Raw genomic sequence first — 18748 nt, 5'->3', positions numbered from 1 at the left:
TTTCCGTGCGGATCAGTTCATTTCTGCACCGTTTCACTCATTCTATACCGTTTTGAGCAAAATGTTCTTTCATATAAGATAAAAAGTGAGAAACATCTTATAGGAGAAGGTTGTACCTGACTTCTATTATATAACTCTCCCTAAATTCCCTGTCAACTTCTATTGCCATTTCAATAAGAATTTCTATCTTTGCCTATCGAAAGCCGAAGAGAAATGCGGCTCATTGAAACTTTTTTTGCGGAAAGTAAACGACCAAATTATATTAAAGCAAAAAACAAAGTCTCAATAAATTGGTTTCATGCGTGCGACATAGGGTCGGGCGTGTGAACATATTTATTAGACTTTGTGGGTGCTTGGTCGTACCTCTTTCCGGATAAATATGAACTCAGCGCCCGACTTCTTATATATAATTAAGGTGGGCGTTCATAAATATTCGATAAGATATGAACATACCAAACAAAAAAAACACTCCGGTGGACTATCATCTCCTCAAAGACATGCAAGTATCGTACGAAACAATCAGAAAGGAGGATACAGCATGGCTGATTGGCTAACTCTCAAACAATTGTCAGAGAAGCGTGGCATCCCCGAAAACACTCTCCGATACTGGAAGAGCTTGAATTACATCGCTTCATCAACCATCGACAACGTAGTGATGCTGGATGACAATAGCGTAACCCGCTTTCTCGACGCCAACCAAACAAAAGAACTGGAAGAAGACTATCTCAAGCAACTCATTCAGGAGAAAAAAGCGGAGTGCGAAGCAACGCTCGCTTACTTTGAAGACGAGTTGTACTTATTAAAAACCCAAAAGCTATATCAACCACTTTTCCATATCGTGATAGAGGAGCTTGGCGCACTAATCACCGACGACTATCAACGGGAAATATTTCTCGCCATTTCCAAAGGCGAACCTATCGCAAGAGTAGCGGCGCGCCATCAGCTCACTTACGTACAAACCGCAAATGCCTACAGCAATATCCTCGAAAAGCTGGGTGAGAACACAAATAGAATCTCCACGTTCCGCCACCGGACAATGGAACTATTATACAGCCGATTCGACACGACCGACCCAACTAATACACGCATAGGCGATATCCTTGAAACGCATGCCAATGCCGTCTTAAAAACAAAGGCGAACATTGAAAACGTGCGCGAACTGCTACAATATGCTTCTAAATACGGGTGGAACAAAGTAAGAAATCTACATGGTATGGGCGAAGTCACCTATTCGCGCATGATAGAAACACTATGCAACAACCATTTCATCATTGTCGGTGAAGACAAAAACATCGAATTATCGCCCGAAATAGCGACTTTACTGCTATAAAGTATGTATAAAAGTACAAGTCATTCTTTTATCATAAAAACAAACCTTAAGATTTACAGATGTTAATCTTAACTTTTACAATTATATAGAAAAAGTGGGGATATCGTCTTTAATAACGTATCCCCACTCTAAACCTAGTTAATGTACTCTTTCTCATTTCTCAATTCTGTACCCCCATGAAAGCATTTCATTACGACCTACTTCACTAAGGATTTTTCTAACTAAAGAACTCATTTTCTTTGCCATAATCTTTAAAACTTTAAATTACTAATTCCTGAAAACTAAAAAATAAAACTTACTTGTTTGGTTTAGCATTAATTGTTGAATATCCCCAAACATGTACATCGGCTTCGCCGATCTTTCTAAACAATCTTTTTAAACTTTTCATTTTGTTATCCTCTTAATTACATGTTTTATAACACAAAAATACTGCCTTTGTTTATACATCGACCTAAAAAAGAGAGAAATTTATGTTTTATAGCATATTTCTTGATTTGCATCAATTAATTTATTTGTTATGAAATAAAATTGTAATATAGCCTGCAACAAATATGACAAAAAGGCACGGATGAAATCTCATCCGTGCCTTCGCTATAAATACCTATTATATAATAGGAGAATATTTACATAATAAAGAATACGCTTATTTCAGTGGAGTTTGTTCTAAAGTAGCCACCAGGAAGTCGTAGAACTTCCGTACAGTAGGAATCAATGCTCTTTCGTCCGGTGAGTGCGGTGAACGCAAAGTCGGGCCAAAAGAAATCATATCCAATCCCGGAATAATAGCACCGATAATACCACATTCCAAGCCTGCGTGGATTACTTTCACTGCAGGCTCTACACCGAACTGCTGCTTATAAGAGGCCTTCATCGCATGCAAAATCGGAGAATTAACATCAGGCTGCCAACCGGAATATCCACCAGTCATTTCCACCTTCATACCTGCCATAGAGAAACAAGACTCCAAGCTGGTAGTCAGATATTCCTTCATGCTATCACTCGAGCTGCGAGCCAGAATCTTAATGGCAGCTTTTCCTTCACCAATCGTAATAATAGCAAGATTGGAAGAAGTCTCTACCGTATCCGGAACAGTAGGAATCATACGGGTCACACCGTTCTGACAAGCAAAGATTGCATCAATCAGATTGTCCTGAATCTCTTCAGGCACTTGACCCGAAGGAAGTTCCACACGTTCAGCCGTAAAGCTGATCGGTGTTTCAATTGCCGAATATTCTTCATTGAACAGGTCTTCGCAGTATTTCACCAAGCCCAATAGTTCTTCTTCATTTTCAGCCGGAATGGTAATAACCGCATGTGCTTCACGTGGGATAGCATTACGCATATTACCACCTTCCCAGCTAGCCAAACGGGCTTCATAGCTGGCAACCGCCTCACGAACGAAACGAACCAGCAACTTATTAGCATTGGCACGTCCTTCATTGATTTCCAATCCCGAATGTCCGCCACGTAATCCTTTCAATGTAACTTTCACTGCGATATCTCCTTCTTCGGGAGCTACTTCCTTATATTCCAGGGTAGCAGTTACATCCATACCTCCGGCACAACCAATATACAACTCGCCTTCATCTTCCGAATCCAGATTCAAAAGAATCTCTCCGTTCAGTGTACCCGGTTTCAAGCCGAACGCACCGTACATGCCGGTTTCTTCGTCTTTCGTGATAAGAGCTTCCAAAGGACCGTGTTTCAGGTCTTTTGCTTCCAACACGGCCATAATAGCAGCTACACCCAGTCCGTTGTCTGCACCCAGAGTAGTGCCTTTTGCTTTTACCCAGTCACCGTCTATATAAGTTTCAATCGGATCTTTTTCAAAATCGTGTACAGTATCGTTGTTCTTCTGCGGAACCATATCCATGTGCGCCTGAAGAATCACACCTTTCCGGTTTTCCATACCCGGAGTGGCAGGTTTACGGATAATCACATTACCTGCTTCGTCTACAAAAGACTCCAGCCCCAGCTCTTTTCCGAAACCTAAAAGAAATGCTGTAATCTTTTCCATGTGTCCTGACGGACGGGGAATCTGTGTCAACGAATAAAAATGCTTCCACACGTTCTGTGGAGCTAAAGAAAGAATGGTACTCATAATAAATATTTTAAAACTATTTTAAATCTGATAATTAAACAGTGCCAAGTTATGGAAAAGTTTTCAGATGACAAAGGAGGTTGGCAAAAACATGTAAGAATATACACTTTTAGCCAAAAATTTACGCCCGATGTCTATTGGTGAACGGCAGAGCAGCCAAGCCATACACACCCAATAAAACAACCAAAAAGGTTTGAATACCGTGTACAATCAGGGCAAATATTCCGGCATCCGTCACGTTTACTCCATAAAGCATCATCATAGAAATGATGGCAAAATGCCAGGGTCCCGCTCCGTTAGGGGTAGGCACAATTACGGCAAACGTGCCGCCGACAAACATGACCAATGCCGCAAGGATACCCAAATGTGCCGTAAAGGCAAAGCAGTAGAATGTAAAATAGAAATGGAGAAAGTAACAAGCCCAAATAGCCAGTGTATAAAAAATAAAGAGAGGAATGTTGCGCACGCCTTTTAAAGACATAATTCCTTCCCATATATTCAATACAAATCCTTTCACCCGTTCATAGAAGAACAACGTTTTTCTTAAATAATAAAGAAGTATCACCACACCAATAAAACAAAACAGAATGATATAAAACCATACTGAAGTCAAAAGGTGGACTAATGAAGGGATTTTCGTTCCGGTCTGCTGAAGGAAAGTGACGAATATCGGTAATTGGAGCAATACAGTGATGCCTGTGATGAGGAGAATAGTCAACGTATCGACCAACCGCTCCGTAACGACTGTTCCCAACGACTTGGCAAACGAGACATTATCATATTTCGCCAACACTCCGCAACGGCTCACCTCCCCGATCCGGGGAACCACCAGACTGGCAGCGTATGAAATGAAGATAGCATTCACGCAATCGCTCTTTTTCGGGAAAGCGTCCAACGGTTCCAATGTCTGTCTCCACCGCCAACCACGAAAGACTTGTGCAAACACTCCGAACAATAACGAGAAGAGCATCCACCACCAATTTGTACCGTGTAACAACACATCGCCCGCTTTTGTAAAATCAAAGTCGCGATATACCCAGAATAAGATAAAGCCGCCTAAAACAACCGGTAATATCAGTTTCAGCGTCTTTTTTAATAGTTTCTTCATCCTTAATTCTTCATTAGCTTCGCTGACACATCATTTATTTTTTAATAAATAGTGGTACGTTCTTCATTTAAAAGAATTACCTTTGTCAGCTGCAAAAGTAATTATTTAGTTGGTAAATGAAATTAGTAAAGCCTAAAAAGTTTCTCGGACAACACTTTCTGAAAGATCTGAAAGTTGCGCAAGATATTGCCGATACAGTCGATACCTTCCCCGAACTACCTATTTTAGAGGTGGGACCGGGTATGGGAGTATTGACCCAGTTTCTAGTAAAGAAAGACCGATTGGTAAAGGTCGTAGAAGTTGACTATGAGTCGGTTGCTTATCTTCGCGAAGCTTATCCGTCATTGGAAGACCACATCATCGAGGATGATTTTTTGAAAATGAATCTTCACCGGTTGTTCGACGGGAAGCCTTTCGTACTGACTGGTAATTACCCGTATAATATTTCCAGCCAAATCTTTTTCAAGATGCTGGACAACAAAGATATCGTCCCCTGTTGCACGGGAATGATTCAAAAAGAGGTAGCCGAACGTATTGCAGCCGGACCGGGCAGCAAGACATACGGTATCCTTAGCGTATTGATACAGGCATGGTATAAAGTAGAATATTTATTCACTGTCAGCGAACACGTGTTCAATCCGCCTCCCAAAGTGAAAAGTGCTGTTATCCGTATGACACGCAACGAGACTAAAGAGTTGGGATGCGACGAAAAACTGTTCAAGCAAGTAGTGAAAACGACCTTCAACCAGCGACGGAAAACATTGCGCAACTCCATCAAACCTATTTTAGGCAAAGATTGTCCGCTCACGGAGGACATCTTATTTAATAAACGCCCGGAACAACTATCGGTAGCCGAATTTATCGATCTGACCAATAAAGTGGAAGAAGCACTAAAGACAGCCGGCAACGCCCAATAATTGGCGGGTAACAGTGAGCAGAGAACTGGATTTTGTAATTCGTAATTTGTAATTGACAACGATGAACGAGGAATACATTGACAACGTTAAACACCTTATTGAGCAAAAAGACGCCGACAAGGTAAAAGGTCTTCTCATCGACCTCCATCCGGCCGACATCGCCGAATTGTGCAATGACCTGAATGCGGAAGAGGCTAAGTTCGTCTATCGCCTGCTCGATAACGAAATTGCTGCCGACGTGCTTGTCGAAATGGACGAAGATGCTCGTAAAGAGCTGCTCGAAATGCTTCCTTCGGAGACAATCGCCAAACGTTTCGTTGACTACATGGACACGGATGATGCCGTAGACCTGATGCGTGAACTCGATGAAGACAAGCAGGAAGAAGTTCTTTCGCACATCGAGGACATCGAACAGGCAGGAGACATCGTCGACTTGTTGAAATACGACGAAAATACCGCCGGTGGTTTGATGGGTACGGAAATGGTACTCGTCAACGAAAACTGGAGTATGCCCGAATGTCTGAAAGAGATGCGGCAACAGGCGGAAGAGCTGGACGAAATCTATTACGTATATGTCATTGACGATGACGAACGTCTGCGAGGTATCTTCCCGCTCAAAAAGATGATTACTTCCCCTTCTGTATCCAAAGTGAAACACGTGATGCAGAAAGATCCGATTTCGGTACACGTAGATACTCCCATTGACGAGGTAGTACAGGCGATTGAGAAGTATGACTTGGTGGCTATCCCCGTTGTCGACAGTATCGGTCGGCTTGTGGGACAAATCACCGTCGACGACGTCATGGATGAAGTCCGTGAGCAGTCGGAACGTGACTATCAGTTGGCATCCGGTCTTTCGCAGGACGTAGAAACGGACGATAATGTATTGAGACAGACCACCGCCCGCCTCCCCTGGCTATTAATCGGTATGATCGGCGGAATCGGCAACTCTATGATATTGGGTAATTTCGACTCCACCTTTGCTGCCCATCCCGAAATGGCACTGTACATCCCGCTAATCGGTGGTACAGGAGGAAATGTCGGAACACAATCCTCGGCAATCATCGTACAGGGTTTGGCAAACAGCTCGCTGGACGCTAAAAACACCTTCAAGCAGATTACCAAGGAATCGGTAGTAGCTTTAATTAATGCTACTATTATCTCCTTATTAGTATACACCTACAACTTTATCAGGTTCGGCGCAACGGCTACGGTCACTTATTCCGTATCCATCAGCCTGTTTGCCGTGGTAATGTTCGCTTCTATTTTCGGGACACTGGTACCGATGACGCTGGAGAAGTTCAAAATCGATCCAGCCATTGCAACAGGTCCGTTTATAGCCATTACAAATGACATCATCGGAATGATGTTGTACATGGGAATAACCGTTTTATTGTCATAAAAACACGATAAACAAAAAAAAATAAGCAAAATAGTATGAAGTAATCGTTTTATTTCATTAATTTGTGACCCAAAACTAATATACAATGATGGACGCTCATGACACTAATCAACCCTTGAACCAAGGGGAATTAGAAGAAGAAAAGAAAACAGTCGAGGTTTCTGAAGCTATTACAGAGACTCCGGCTGAAGATGTTACTGCCGAAGTTCAACCTGAAGCAGCTCCTAAACCTACCACTAAGGAAGATGTACTAAACCAGCTAAAAGAGCTTGCGCAAGATGCTGAAAATGCGAACAAGCAGGATATTGACAATCTGAAACAATCATTCTACAAGTTACATAATGCCGAGTTGGAAGCTGCTAAGGTACAGTTTACAGACAACGGTGGAAACATTGAAGATTTTGTTACCGAAGAGGACCCGACGGAAGAAGAATTCAAACGTCTGATGGGGGTTATCAAGGAAAAACGCAGCAAACAGGTTGCCGAGCTGGAACGCCAAAAGGAAGAAAACCTGCAAGTGAAACTTTCCATTATTGAAGAACTGAAAGAATTGGTGGAATCCGGAGATGACGCCAACAAATCTTATACGGAGTTCAAGAAGCTGCAACAGCAATGGAATGATACGAAACTGGTGCCGCAAGGTAAAGTGAATGAACTTTGGAAAAACTATCAATTATATGTAGAGAAGTTCTACGATTTATTGAAACTGAACAATGAATTCCGTGAATACGACTTCAAAAAGAATCTGGAAATCAAAACGCATCTCTGCGAAGCTGCCGAAAAGTTGGCTGACGAGGAAGATGTTGTTTCCGCTTTCCACCAACTTCAGAAGTTGCATCAGGAGTTCCGCGATACAGGTCCGGTAGCCAAAGAACTGCGTGATGAAATCTGGAACCGGTTTAAAGCAGCTTCTACCGCTGTCAACCGCCGCCATCAGCAGCACTTCGAATCGTTGAAAGAAGCCGAACAACATAATTTGGATCAAAAGACCGTCATCTGCGAAATCGTTGAAGCGATTGAGTATGATGAACTGAAAACATTCTCTGCCTGGGAAAACAAGACCCAGGAAGTGATTGCCTTGCAAAACAAATGGAAAACTATCGGTTTTGCGCCCCAGAAGATGAATGTGAAGATCTTCGAGCGTTTCCGCCATGCCTGCGATGATTTCTTCAAGAAGAAAGGAGAATTCTTCAAGAGTCTGAAAGAAGGAATGAACGAGAATCTGGAAAAGAAGAAAGCGCTCTGCGAAAAAGCGGAAGCCTTGAAAGACAGTACAGACTGGAAAGTAACTGCCGATGCACTGACCAAACTTCAAAAAGAATGGAAGACCATCGGACCGGTTGCCAAGAAACACTCGGATGCTATCTGGAAACGGTTTATCACAGCTTGCGACTACTTCTTCGAACAAAAGAACAAAGCTACTTCTTCACAACGCTCCGTAGAAACAGAGAATATGGAAAAGAAGAAAGCGTTGATCGAGAAGTTATCCGCTATTGATGAAAGCATGGATACCGAAGAAGCAAGTACCTTGGTTCGGGATTTAATGAAAGAGTGGAACTCTATCGGTCATGTGCCGTTCAAAGAAAAAGATAAGTTATACAAGCAGTATCACGGAATCATCGATCAGCTATTCGACCGCTTTAACATCAATGCTTCCAACAAGAAGTTAAGTAACTTCCGTTCGAATATCAGCAATATCCAGGGAAGCGGTACTCAATCTCTGTACAGAGAACGTGAAAAGCTGGTACGTACTTATGAGAATATGAAGAATGAGCTTCAGACTTATGAGAACAATCTGGGCTTCCTGACTTCTACTTCTAAGAAAGGCAGCAGCCTGCTGACTGAACTGAACCGCAAGGTAGATAAGTTGAAAGCAGACTTGGAACTGGTATTACAAAAGATCAAAGTAATCGATGAATCAATAAAAGCAGAAGAATAAGAGTTCTGCCCGATTTAGAAAAATTAGAAACAGGTTTTATACTCACTTGAGCTATAAAACCTGTTTTTCTTTTCTACTAAACAAGACGACAGCCAGTTTAAGGATTTATTCTTTATCAATCAACTTCACGGCTTTTCATAAGATTAGCGTTTTTCGAACTATCAACGTGCATTCGTGTCACCGAATTTGCCACCGAGGAACTGTTTTTTTAAACTTCCAGCGACCTATTATGTGACCTCTTGATGGTGAGAAGTTTAGAGACACATACTATTAAACATGCAAAAAGCCGTTATTACTAGGTAATAACGGCTTTTTGCTTATTTTGTCTTATAATTTGTTGGGCTACCTGGATTCGAACCAGGAATGACAGGACCAGAATCTGTAGTGTTACCATTACACCATAGCCCAATGATTTTCGTTTGCGGGTGCAAAGATACAAATATTTTGGGAATTCAAAACAAATCCGATATTTTTTTTGCAAAAATGTCCAAATAAGCTTTCCAAACAAAAGTATCTCCACTAAAAAACACAAAAATTGAGGGATAACTTTCTTGTATCCAATAAATCAGCGTATATTTGTCAAAAATATCACGTTTATTATCAGAAACAAAGGGTCACCTTTTTTTGTTATAAACAAATAGAGAACATGAATTATTAATCCCAATTACAGGAATGAACGATACTAAAGTATTAATTGAAAAAATAAAAGAAGGAATTCAAGAGAAAAAAGGTAAAAAGATAGTCGTTGCCGATTTAACCAGCATAGAAGATACCATCTGTAAATATTTCGTTATCTGTCAGGGAAATTCTCCCAGTCAAGTGAGTGCAATAGTAGATTCAATCAAGGAATTTACACGCAAAGGTGCGGACAGCAAGCCTTATGCAATCGACGGACTCCGAAATGCAGAATGGGTAGCTATGGACTATGCCGATGTACTGGTACACGTTTTTTTGCCGGAGACAAGAGCTTTTTATAATCTTGAGCACCTCTGGGCAGATGCCAAACTTACTCAAATCCCCGATCTAGACTAATTAATGATTATGGACAATAATAATAGCAATAATAACAATAGCAATAAACCTAACAATAAGGTTAATATGCCCAAGTTCAACCTGAACTGGATGTATATGATTATTGCCCTTATGCTTCTCGGCCTCTGGTGGGGCAGTGATTCAAAAGGAGCAGGAAGCAAAGCTGTAACTTACAGCGAGTTTCAGGACTATGTTAAAAAGGGTTATGTCAGCAAAGTATTGGGTTATGAAGATAAATCAATCGAAGCTTTCCTCAAACCGACTGCCGTAGGGGCTGTTTTTGGAGCTGACTCTACCAAGGTGGGACGCAACCCTGTCATTACAAGTAGAACCCCGTCTACCGATAAACTGGAAGAGTTTTTGCAGGCAGAAAAGGAAGCCGGTCATTTTGACGGTTCATCCGACTATCCGCCCAAATCGGATATTTTCCCCGCAATTCTGATTCAGGTACTCCCGCTTGTCTTGCTGGTTGCGTTATGGATATTCTTCATGCGCCGTATGAGCGGAGGCGGCAGTGGTGGCCCCGGCGGCGTATTTAATGTAGGAAAATCAAAAGCCCAGCTTTTTGAAAAAGGCGGAGCCATCAAGATTACATTTAAAGATGTAGCGGGGCTGGCCGAAGCAAAACAAGAAGTGGAGGAAATCGTAGAGTTCTTAAAAGAACCGCAGAAATATACGGATTTGGGAGGTAAGATACCCAAGGGAGCATTGCTGGTAGGCCCTCCGGGAACCGGTAAAACATTGCTTGCCAAAGCTGTGGCCGGCGAAGCGAATGTGCCTTTCTTCTCATTGGCAGGTTCCGACTTCGTGGAAATGTTTGTGGGTGTAGGTGCATCCCGTGTTCGCGACTTGTTTAAACAGGCTAAAGAAAAAGCTCCCTGTATCGTCTTTATTGATGAGATTGATGCCGTAGGACGTGCCCGTGGCAAGAACCCTGCAATGGGAGGAAATGACGAACGCGAAAACACATTGAATCAGTTGCTGACAGAAATGGACGGCTTCGGTTCCAATAGCGGTGTGATTATCCTTGCTGCTACCAACCGTGTAGACGTACTCGACAAGGCACTGCTCCGTGCAGGACGTTTTGACCGTCAGATACACGTGGACCTGCCCGACTTGAACGAACGTAAAGAAGTATTTGGCGTGCATTTGCGCCCGATTAAAATAGACGATAGTGTAGATGTGGACTTGCTGGCACGTCAGACACCGGGATTCTCGGGTGCGGATATTGCCAATGTCTGCAATGAGGCTGCACTGATCGCTGCCCGCCACGGGAAGAAATTCGTAAGCAAACAGGACTTCCTGGATGCGGTAGACCGCATCATCGGTGGTCTGGAAAAGAAAACCAAGATTACAACGGAAGCAGAAAGACGTTCCATCGCTTTGCATGAAGCAGGACACGCCTCTATCTCCTGGTTGTTGGAATATGCCAACCCATTGATTAAAGTTACAATCGTTCCTCGCGGACGTGCATTGGGAGCTGCCTGGTATCTGCCGGAAGAACGTCAGATCACTACCAAGGAGCAGATGCTGGATGAAATGTGTGCTACTTTGGGAGGACGCGCCGCTGAAGATTTATTCCTCGGCCGCATCTCAACAGGTGCCATGAACGACCTGGAAAGGGTGACTAAGCAGGCATACGGCATGATTGCTTATTTAGGTATGAGCGACAAGCTGCCGAACTTATGTTATTACAACAACGATGAATATTCTTTCAACCGTCCATACAGCGAAAAGACAGCCGAATTGATTGACGAAGAAGTCAAGAGAATGGTAAACGAGCAGTATGACCGTGCCAAGAGAATTCTGTCGGAGAATAAAGAAGGACACAACGAACTGACGCAATTACTGATTGACAAAGAAGTAATCTTCGCGGAAGACGTTGAACGCATCTTCGGTAAACGCCCCTGGGCTTCCCGATCAGAAGAAATCATGGCTGCTAAAGAAAGCCAGGATGCCGCAAGAGCTGAAAGAGAACTTGCCCAAAAGCTGAAAGAAGAAGAAAAAGAAATCAAAGAAGAGGAAGCTGAAAATACCGCAAAGGAAGAACAAGCACCCATAGACACCAAAGTTGCCGCAGAAGGTAAAAAGGTTACTGTGGAGGGCAAAGTTACCGTAGAGGGTAAATCCAATGAAGAAGAAGCTAACGGGTCCAACTAATTAAAACGAATAGATTTTGATTAATAATTTCATAAAACGAGCTATTACGGGTGTACTCTTCGTTGCCATCTTGGTGGGGTGCATCCTTTATGACGCATTCAGCTTTGGTATTCTGTTTACCGCTATCAGCGCACTGACCATTTATGAGTTCGGACAGCTGGTAAATATGCGCGCAGAAGGAGTGAAGATAAACAAGACCATTAATATGCTCGGCGGGGCTTACCTATTCCTTGCAATCATGGGATTCTGCATTGATGCGGCCGATTCGAAGATATTCATCCCGTATGTGCTTTTATTGCTTTACATGATGATTAGCGAGTTGTATCTGAAAAAGGAAAACCCGGTACTTAACTGGGCTTATTCTATGCTTAGCCAACTTTATATCGGACTGCCTTTTGCTTTGCTGAATGTATTGGCATTCCATAACGATCCGGGATCAGAATACAGTAGCGTAAGTTACAATCCTATCCTACCGCTATCCATCTTTATTTTCCTCTGGCTGAATGACACGGGAGCCTATTGCATCGGTTCATTGATCGGCAAACACCGGTTGTTTGAACGTATCTCTCCCAAGAAATCATGGGAAGGTTCTATCGGCGGCGGAGTGGTAGCAATCGGAGTATCTTTTATACTCGCTCACTACTTCCCATTTATGTCAATGATTGAATGGGCAGGACTGGCACTGGTGGTTGTTATATTCGGCACATGGGGCGACCTGACGGAGTCGTTATTGAAACGCCAGTTGCACGTTAAGGATTCGGGAACCATTCTTCCGGGACACGGTGGGATGCTCGACCGCTTTGACAGTTCTCTGATGGCTATACCGGCAGCAGTCGTTTATCTATATGCATTAACATGGTTCTAACGGGGGATTCTTTCTCAATCGATTAGAACTGAAACAAAATACAAAAGGTCGGGAACTTCTACGGAAGTATCCCGACCTTTTTCACACACAGTAAATCATAGTTAGGTTATCGGATCGAAGAAGTGGAATGAACATCCTTCGCTGCTTCCGGTACACCGACCGGATGATCCAGATCAAGCACAATCACTCTTCCTTCTCCATGTTCTCTTGAGTTTATTGTCACCTTAAACCCTTTGGGTGCTACCCAGGAATCTTTCGGCGTAGGAAAGAATTTTTCCAGATTATAAGAAACTCGTCCCCATCCCCAATAGTCAGTCACATCCTCATACGTATTATAACGCAGTTCCAAATGTATGTAACCATCTTCATCCACATTCAATGTTCCCGGTTCTGACGGTTCGCCCGGCTCTCCCGGTTCCATCTTATTTTGCACAAGACTGATACGATGTTTCTCCGAACGAGGCAACTCCTGGCGGAAAATTACGTTCAGGAACTTTCCTCCCAACCACATATCACCCTGATAAATCAGAATAGGATCATTTCCGAATTCTTCCGCTTCTTCCTCTGTCGACATATCTTCCACTTCTTTTGTCAACAGTTCCTGTATGCCTTCCATCTTCACCTGAACTCCTTTTCCTCCTTCCATGTCATACAAAGGATTGAAAAAAGCCACGACACGTTCACCATCCACCGGTTTAAACCAAGGAATAGAAGTAGCAACCGGATCAATCACCCCCCAATTATCACCTTCCAAATAATATCCTCCTCCACCGGTTGCACGAACAGTCGCCCAGTCCCAGCTGAAATCTCCAATAGAATAACCATCATCATCACATGATTGCAACATTGGTACTAATGCCAATAATAAGATTCCTAAAAGCCACTTAAATTTTTTCATATCTTTTTCCTTTCTTTATTTTAGTCTTCTGCTTTATAAATAAAAAAGCCGTGCATTTACTGCATCGGCTTTACGTTTATTCAGAAAAAGAAAGTTATTTTTTCAACAAACGCAGCATTTCACGAGCTGCATGACGGGGAGCACCGGCAGGTCCTAACCGTTCGGCTACATATTCATACCCCGAAAGCATCTCATTTCTATATGCTTCATTTTCAATGATATTTCTCAATTCGCTCTGCATATTTTTCACGGTCATCGTATCTGCCACCAGTTCCTTTACCACTTCACGGTCAGCAATCAAATTAACCAACGAAATAAATCTCACAGTTAAGATATGACGCCGCAAAAAAGAAACCACTTTCCCGATCGGAGTGTAATAACAAACCACTTGAGGAACACGAAACAATGCCGTCTCAAGCGTAGCTGTACCCGAAGTAACTAAAGCTACATCTGCATGCTGCAACAGGCTATAAGTCTGATCGAAAATGATTTTCACTTTCGCCTCTCCTACATATTGTTTATAATACTCGGGAGCAATGGCAGGTGCACCGGCCAAGACAAGCTGATAATCAGGAAAAGCGGAAGCAGCCTTCAACATATCCGGCAGATTATCTTTGATTTCCTGTTTCCGGCTACCGGCAAGAAGAGCGATAATCGGCTTATCCTCCAATTGGTTCTCCGCAATAAAGTGCTCCTTATTTTTCGGATGAGCTGCCTGATAGGCTGCCACCTCATCCACCGTAGGGTTTCCTACATAGTGAATGGGGTATTGATGCTTTCCTTCGAAGAATTCCACTTCAAAAGGAAGAATGGAGAAAAGCTCATCTACATCTCGTTTTATATTCTTGATACGGTATTCTTTCCACGCCCATATCTTCGGAGAAATATAATAGTAAACCGGTATCTGTGTCTTTGCATGGACAAACTTGGCAATATCAAGATTGAATCCCGGATAATCTACCAGAATAACAACGTCCGGTTCCCAGGAAACAATGTCTTCTTTGCAACGCTTCATATTTGCAAAGATAGTGCGCAGATGGAGTAATACAGGAATAAATCCCATGTATGCCAACTCCTTATAGTGCTTTACCATCGTTCCTCCGACAGCCGCCATCAAGTCACCTCCGAAAAAACGGAAATCAGCCTGCGGGTCTTCTGCCTTTAAGGCAGCCATCAGATGAGAGGCGTGCAAGTCGCCGGAAGCTTCACCGACAATCAGATAATACTTCATAGAGTTGAGAGTTGAGAGTTGAGAGTTGAGAGGGATAGATGACTAACAGGGCGTCATGCTTTCTTTTTCAAATTTCAACTAATTAAACCATTTATTAAGTTCGTCTATAAAGTGATAAGCCGTCACGTCAACCGTAGTCGGGGTGATAGCAACATAACCATTTGCCAAAGCCCAATGATCGTTCTTCTCGTTTTCAGGTTCATGATCGGTAAATTCACCGGTCAGCCAGAAATAGTTAGGATCATTCAGACGAGGGCAGGCAGCCCATTCATTCGTCCAACGTCCTTTCGCCTGTTCACAGATTTTCACTCCTTTTATATCGGCTGTATCGGGGAAGTTTACATTCAGACAAGTTAAAGGAGGAAGTCCTTTTTCCAAGATCATGGCAGCGATACTGCGAATATAAGGTCCGGCAGCTTCAAAATCAGCATCGGGTGCATGATTGCACAAGGAGAAGCCAATAGAAGGAATTCCATTCAAACAGCCCTCAAACACCACTCCCATCGTACCGGAATAATGCACGTTAGTGGCAGAGTTATCTCCATGATTGATACCGCCGACTATCAGATCCGGAGTCCGGTCGAGCACTGTGTTTCGTGCCAATTTGATGCAATCGGTCGGTGTTCCCGAACATTTATAAACAGTCAAGCCCACTTCCTTCTTTACTAACTGGTAATGAACCGGCTGCGTCACCGTCAGCGCACACCCACTACCGGAACGCGGAGCATCAGGTGCCATCACTATAATCTCACCCAAAGGGCGAAGAAACTTCACCAGTTCATTAATACCTTTAGCCATCACGCCATCGTCATTCGAAACAAGTATCAACGGCTTCTCTTTTTCCATATATTCAATCCTTTCCTTTTTTATATTCGCACAAAAGTAACAAAAAGAAGCCGTACCACCAAACACCTCCCCGCATCAGATCGAAAAGTCTCTTCCACCCCCACTCCTACCCGTTTACAAATCTTAATCTTCTGCAAGCGAGCAAAAAAAGAAATAAATATCCAATATAAATATGTATATTTGCAAGCTCATAAAGAGAAAGGTAGATGATGAACCTGTCGAAGTTTGGTAACCGTTTCGTCCGACAGTTATTAACAAAACAGGCGACTTATCAACAGAAATTGCAAAGTTTCTCTTTTTTCGTAGGCGCTCTAAGGATTTATCACTTATTTCGCTGCCAATAAATTTAGAGAATATGGGAAAAATTATTGCTTTGGCCAATCAAAAAGGCGGTGTAGGAAAGACAACGACTACGATTAATCTCGCAGCTTCACTTGCTACACTGGAAAAAAAGGTACTCGTGATAGATGCCGACCCGCAAGCTAATGCCTCTTCCGGTCTGGGAGTAGACATCAAGCAGTCGGAATGCACTATCTATGAATGTATTATTGACAGAGCCAACGTACAGGACGCTATCCTTGATACGGAGATTGATTCTTTGAAAGTAATCTCTTCGCACATCAATCTCGTAGGAGCAGAGATTGAAATGCTGAACCTCCCAAACCGAGAAAAGATACTAAAAGAAGTACTCACACCTTTGAAGAAAGAATATGACTATATCCTGATAGACTGTTCGCCTTCATTAGGACTGATCACGATCAATGCCCTGACGGCAGCCGACTCCGTGATTATCCCCGTTCAAGCTGAATATTTTGCTCTTGAAGGTATCAGCAAATTGTTGAATACCATCAAAATCATCAAGTCGAAACTGAATCCGGCTTTAGAAATCGAAGGTTTCTTGCTGACAATGTATGACTCTCGTCTGCGTCAGGCTAATCAGATTTACGACGAAGTGAAACGTCATTTCCAGGAACTGGTATTCAACACCGTTATTCAACGAAATGTGAAATTGAGCGAAGCTCCCAGCTACGGTGTCCCGACCATCCTTTACGATGCGGAATCTACCGGCGCCAAAAACCACTTGGCTCTTGCTAAAGAGATTATCAACCGAAATAAATAAAAGAAAGAAGAAGATATGGCAACACAAAAAAGAAATGCATTAGGACGTGGTCTCGACGCCTTGCTCTCAATGGATGATGTGAAAACCGAAGGGTCTTCTTCCATTAATGAAATAGAGCTGGCAAAGATTACTGTCAATCCCAACCAGCCCCGCCGTGAGTTTGACGAAACAGCATTGCAGGAATTGGCTGATTCCATTGCGGAAATCGGTATCATCCAACCTATCACTTTACGCAAACTCTCGGACGATGAGTATCAGATCATCGCGGGAGAGCGTCGTTATCGTGCATCACAAAGAGCAGGACTGAAAACGATCCCTGCTTATATACGCACTGCCGACGACGAAAACATGATGGAAATGGCGCTGATTGAAAATATCCAGCGTGAAGACCTGAATGCCGTAGAAATCGCACTTGCCTACCAGCATCTGCTCGATCAGTACGAACTGACACAGGAACGTCTTAGCGAACGTATCGGAAAGAAACGAACGACGATCGCCAACTACCTGCGCTTACTGAAATTGCCGGCTCCGATACAGATGGCCCTGCAAAACAAGCAGTTGGACATGGGACATGCCCGTGCACTGATTTCATTAGGCGACCCTAAACTACAAGTTAAAATATTCGAAGAAATACAAGAACACGGATATTCAGTCCGCAAAGTAGAAGAAATTGTTAAATCATTAAGCGAAGGAGAAGCTGTGAAAAGCGGCACACGGAAAATAACACCCAAACGTGGCAAACTTCCTGAAGAATTCAACTTATTGAAGCAACAACTCTCCGGCTTTTTCAACACCAAGGTACAACTCACCTGCTCTGAAAAGGGAAAAGGCAAGATCAGTATTCCTTTCGGGAACGAGGAGGAACTGGAACGTATCATGGAAATCTTCGATACGCTAAAGAAGTAAATGACAAGAAAAAGTAAGAAATATCAGTTACTAGTCAGCGCCCTGCTTCTCTGTTTTTTACAGGTGGCAGGGATTGATGTGTATGCACAATCCACTGTTACTCCGGCACGGAAAGATACAACAATCATACAGCGCGAAGCGCCGAAAGCCCGTGCACGAAGGCATCGTGATCCGATTATACAGGACTCGGTGAAGAAGGATTCTATCCAAATCATACCATCCAAAGAACTTCCGGCCATCGACAGTTTGTCAGCTGCTAAAATACAGATAGCGGACAGCTTGGATGCAGCCAACAAGAAAGAGCTGAAAAAGATAGAGCAACCTGCCTCCATTGTTGTAAAGACCGACACTGTGCCGCCACCTGCTCAAGATATTAACAAGAAAATATTTATCCCGAATCCGACCAAAGCAACGTGGTTGGCAGTCGTATTCCCCGGTGGAGGACAGATTTACAACCGTAAATACTGGAAATTGCCTATTATATATGGAGGATTTGCTGGTTGTGCTTACGCCTTAAGTTGGAACGGTAAGATGTACAAAGACTATTCGCAAGCCTATCTGGACATTATGGACAGCAATCCGAATACGAAAAGTTACGAAGATTTGTTGCCCCCGAACTCCACTTATAATGAGGAGCAGCTAAAAAACACACTAAAACGAAGAAAAGATATGTTCCGTCGTTATCGGGACCTTAGTATATTTGCTTTTATCGGAGTTTATCTGATCTCTATCATCGACGCTTATGTAGATGCAGAGTTGTCTAACTTCGATATAACCCCCGACTTGAGCATGAAAGTAGAACCGGCTGTTATCGACAATAACAACCAGTTCCGCTCCAGCAGTTTAAAAAGCAAGTCGGTTGGTCTGCAATGCGTATTACGATTTTAAAAACA

15 protein-coding genes and 1 tRNA gene are annotated in these 18748 nt (G+C 43.0%); 10 read left to right on the top strand and 6 right to left on the bottom strand.

Features of this window, described 5'->3' with window-relative positions:
* Window positions 1-538 precede the first annotated feature (538 nt).
* A complete protein-coding gene (locus HMPREF9009_RS08295) occupies window positions 539-1330 on the top strand; it encodes a hypothetical protein (protein ID WP_049702306.1) in 792 nt (263 codons plus the stop codon).
* A gap of 643 nt (window positions 1331-1973) precedes the next feature.
* Here HMPREF9009_RS08295 and HMPREF9009_RS08290 read toward each other — a convergent pair.
* Window positions 1974-3431 carry an aminoacyl-histidine dipeptidase gene (locus HMPREF9009_RS08290; protein ID WP_049701881.1) on the bottom strand — a complete coding sequence of 486 codons (1458 nt, stop codon included), beginning with the start codon at window positions 3429-3431 and terminating at the stop codon, window positions 1974-1976.
* 121 nt (window positions 3432-3552) lie between these two features.
* Complete coding sequence (locus HMPREF9009_RS08285) at window positions 3553-4539, bottom strand: lysylphosphatidylglycerol synthase transmembrane domain-containing protein (RefSeq protein ID WP_004315816.1); 987 nt, start codon at window positions 4537-4539, stop codon at window positions 3553-3555.
* A 116-nt stretch (window positions 4540-4655) separates the two neighbouring features.
* Here HMPREF9009_RS08285 and rsmA point away from each other — a divergent pair, with 116 nt between their 5' ends.
* The 3 genes from rsmA (at window position 4656) to HMPREF9009_RS08270 (ending at window position 8797) form a co-directional block, all read left to right on the top strand.
* Window positions 4656-5456: a 16S rRNA (adenine(1518)-N(6)/adenine(1519)-N(6))-dimethyltransferase RsmA gene (gene rsmA, locus HMPREF9009_RS08280; RefSeq protein WP_004312093.1), complete on the top strand. Its 801-nt coding sequence runs from the start codon at window positions 4656-4658 to the stop codon at window positions 5454-5456.
* A 61-nt stretch (window positions 5457-5517) separates the two neighbouring features.
* Complete coding sequence (gene mgtE, locus HMPREF9009_RS08275; protein WP_004312092.1) at window positions 5518-6858, top strand: magnesium transporter; 1341 nt, start codon at window positions 5518-5520, stop codon at window positions 6856-6858.
* 85 nt (window positions 6859-6943) lie between these two features.
* The gene (locus HMPREF9009_RS08270; RefSeq protein ID WP_049701880.1) at window positions 6944-8797 is read left to right on the top strand and encodes a DUF349 domain-containing protein; all 1854 of its coding nucleotides are present in this window, start codon (window positions 6944-6946) and stop codon (window positions 8795-8797) included.
* A gap of 337 nt (window positions 8798-9134) precedes the next feature.
* On the opposite strand, the gene HMPREF9009_RS08265 is transcribed toward HMPREF9009_RS08270, so the two are convergent.
* Window positions 9135-9205: transfer RNA gene (locus HMPREF9009_RS08265), tRNA-Gln, on the bottom strand.
* 264 nt (window positions 9206-9469) lie between these two features.
* Between HMPREF9009_RS08265 and rsfS the strand changes: the two genes are divergently transcribed.
* Genes rsfS through HMPREF9009_RS08250 form a run of 3 tightly spaced genes read left to right on the top strand, consistent with a single transcriptional unit; the run spans window position 9470 to window position 12854 of the window.
* Window positions 9470-9829: a ribosome silencing factor gene (rsfS, locus tag HMPREF9009_RS08260; RefSeq protein WP_004310984.1), complete on the top strand. Its 360-nt coding sequence runs from the start codon at window positions 9470-9472 to the stop codon at window positions 9827-9829.
* 9 nt (window positions 9830-9838) lie between these two features.
* A complete protein-coding gene (ftsH, locus tag HMPREF9009_RS08255) occupies window positions 9839-11989 on the top strand; it encodes an ATP-dependent zinc metalloprotease FtsH (protein ID WP_049702305.1) in 2151 nt (716 codons plus the stop codon).
* 16 nt (window positions 11990-12005) lie between these two features.
* Window positions 12006-12854, top strand: a complete 849-nt coding sequence (locus HMPREF9009_RS08250; RefSeq protein WP_008642078.1) for a phosphatidate cytidylyltransferase — start codon at window positions 12006-12008, stop codon at window positions 12852-12854.
* A gap of 106 nt (window positions 12855-12960) precedes the next feature.
* Here the strand turns inward: HMPREF9009_RS08250 and HMPREF9009_RS08245 are convergent, their stop codons facing one another.
* From HMPREF9009_RS08245 to surE, 3 genes are all read right to left on the bottom strand, one after another.
* Window positions 12961-13752, bottom strand: coding sequence for a NigD1/NigD2 family lipoprotein (locus HMPREF9009_RS08245; protein WP_004310987.1), 792 nt, complete (start codon window positions 13750-13752; stop codon window positions 12961-12963).
* 94 nt (window positions 13753-13846) lie between these two features.
* The gene (lpxB, locus tag HMPREF9009_RS08240; protein ID WP_049701879.1) at window positions 13847-14983 is read right to left on the bottom strand and encodes a lipid-A-disaccharide synthase; all 1137 of its coding nucleotides are present in this window, start codon (window positions 14981-14983) and stop codon (window positions 13847-13849) included.
* Between the two features lie 78 nt (window positions 14984-15061).
* The gene (surE, locus tag HMPREF9009_RS08235) at window positions 15062-15829 is read right to left on the bottom strand and encodes a 5'/3'-nucleotidase SurE (RefSeq protein WP_049701878.1); all 768 of its coding nucleotides are present in this window, start codon (window positions 15827-15829) and stop codon (window positions 15062-15064) included.
* Between the two features lie 355 nt (window positions 15830-16184).
* Here surE and HMPREF9009_RS08230 point away from each other — a divergent pair, with 355 nt between their 5' ends.
* Genes HMPREF9009_RS08230 through HMPREF9009_RS08220 form a run of 3 tightly spaced genes read left to right on the top strand, consistent with a single transcriptional unit; the run spans window position 16185 to window position 18743 of the window.
* A complete protein-coding gene (locus tag HMPREF9009_RS08230) occupies window positions 16185-16949 on the top strand; it encodes a ParA family protein (RefSeq protein ID WP_004310990.1) in 765 nt (254 codons plus the stop codon).
* Window positions 16950-16964: 15 nt separating this feature from the next.
* On the top strand, window positions 16965-17855 hold the full coding sequence (locus tag HMPREF9009_RS08225) for a ParB/RepB/Spo0J family partition protein (protein ID WP_004301392.1): 891 nt from the start codon (window positions 16965-16967) through the stop codon (window positions 17853-17855).
* The gene (locus HMPREF9009_RS08220) at window positions 17856-18743 is read left to right on the top strand and encodes a DUF5683 domain-containing protein (RefSeq protein WP_004315141.1); all 888 of its coding nucleotides are present in this window, start codon (window positions 17856-17858) and stop codon (window positions 18741-18743) included.
* Window positions 18744-18748 lie beyond the last annotated feature (5 nt).

It is taken from the genome of Bacteroides sp. 3_1_13 (assembly GCF_001185845.1).
Lineage (GTDB): Bacteria > Bacteroidota > Bacteroidia > Bacteroidales > Bacteroidaceae > Bacteroides > Bacteroides xylanisolvens.
Note: the sequence above shows the minus strand (reverse complement) of the source record. Positions and strands in the feature narration are given on the sequence as shown.

Bases quoted from the DNA above. Each gene is read 5' to 3' on its own strand.
- HMPREF9009_RS08295 (WP_049702306.1), top strand. From the start codon at position 539: ATGGCTGATTGGCTAACTCTCAAACAATTGTCAGAGAAGCGTGGCATC.
- HMPREF9009_RS08290 (WP_049701881.1), bottom strand. From the start codon at position 3,431: ATGAGTACCATTCTTTCTTTAGCTCCACAGAACGTGTGGAAGCATTTT.
- HMPREF9009_RS08285 (WP_004315816.1), bottom strand. From the start codon at position 4,539: ATGAAGAAACTATTAAAAAAGACGCTGAAACTGATATTACCGGTTGTT.
- rsmA (WP_004312093.1), top strand. From the start codon at position 4,656: ATGAAATTAGTAAAGCCTAAAAAGTTTCTCGGACAACACTTTCTGAAA.
- mgtE (WP_004312092.1), top strand. From the start codon at position 5,518: ATGAACGAGGAATACATTGACAACGTTAAACACCTTATTGAGCAAAAA.
- HMPREF9009_RS08270 (WP_049701880.1), top strand. From the start codon at position 6,944: ATGATGGACGCTCATGACACTAATCAACCCTTGAACCAAGGGGAATTA.
- rsfS (WP_004310984.1), top strand. From the start codon at position 9,470: ATGAACGATACTAAAGTATTAATTGAAAAAATAAAAGAAGGAATTCAA.
- ftsH (WP_049702305.1), top strand. From the start codon at position 9,839: ATGGACAATAATAATAGCAATAATAACAATAGCAATAAACCTAACAAT.
- HMPREF9009_RS08245 (WP_004310987.1), bottom strand. From the start codon at position 13,752: ATGAAAAAATTTAAGTGGCTTTTAGGAATCTTATTATTGGCATTAGTA.
- lpxB (WP_049701879.1), bottom strand. From the start codon at position 14,983: ATGAAGTATTATCTGATTGTCGGTGAAGCTTCCGGCGACTTGCACGCC.
- surE (WP_049701878.1), bottom strand. From the start codon at position 15,829: ATGGAAAAAGAGAAGCCGTTGATACTTGTTTCGAATGACGATGGCGTG.
- HMPREF9009_RS08230 (WP_004310990.1), top strand. From the start codon at position 16,185: ATGGGAAAAATTATTGCTTTGGCCAATCAAAAAGGCGGTGTAGGAAAG.
- HMPREF9009_RS08225 (WP_004301392.1), top strand. From the start codon at position 16,965: ATGGCAACACAAAAAAGAAATGCATTAGGACGTGGTCTCGACGCCTTG.
- HMPREF9009_RS08220 (WP_004315141.1), top strand. From the start codon at position 17,856: ATGACAAGAAAAAGTAAGAAATATCAGTTACTAGTCAGCGCCCTGCTT.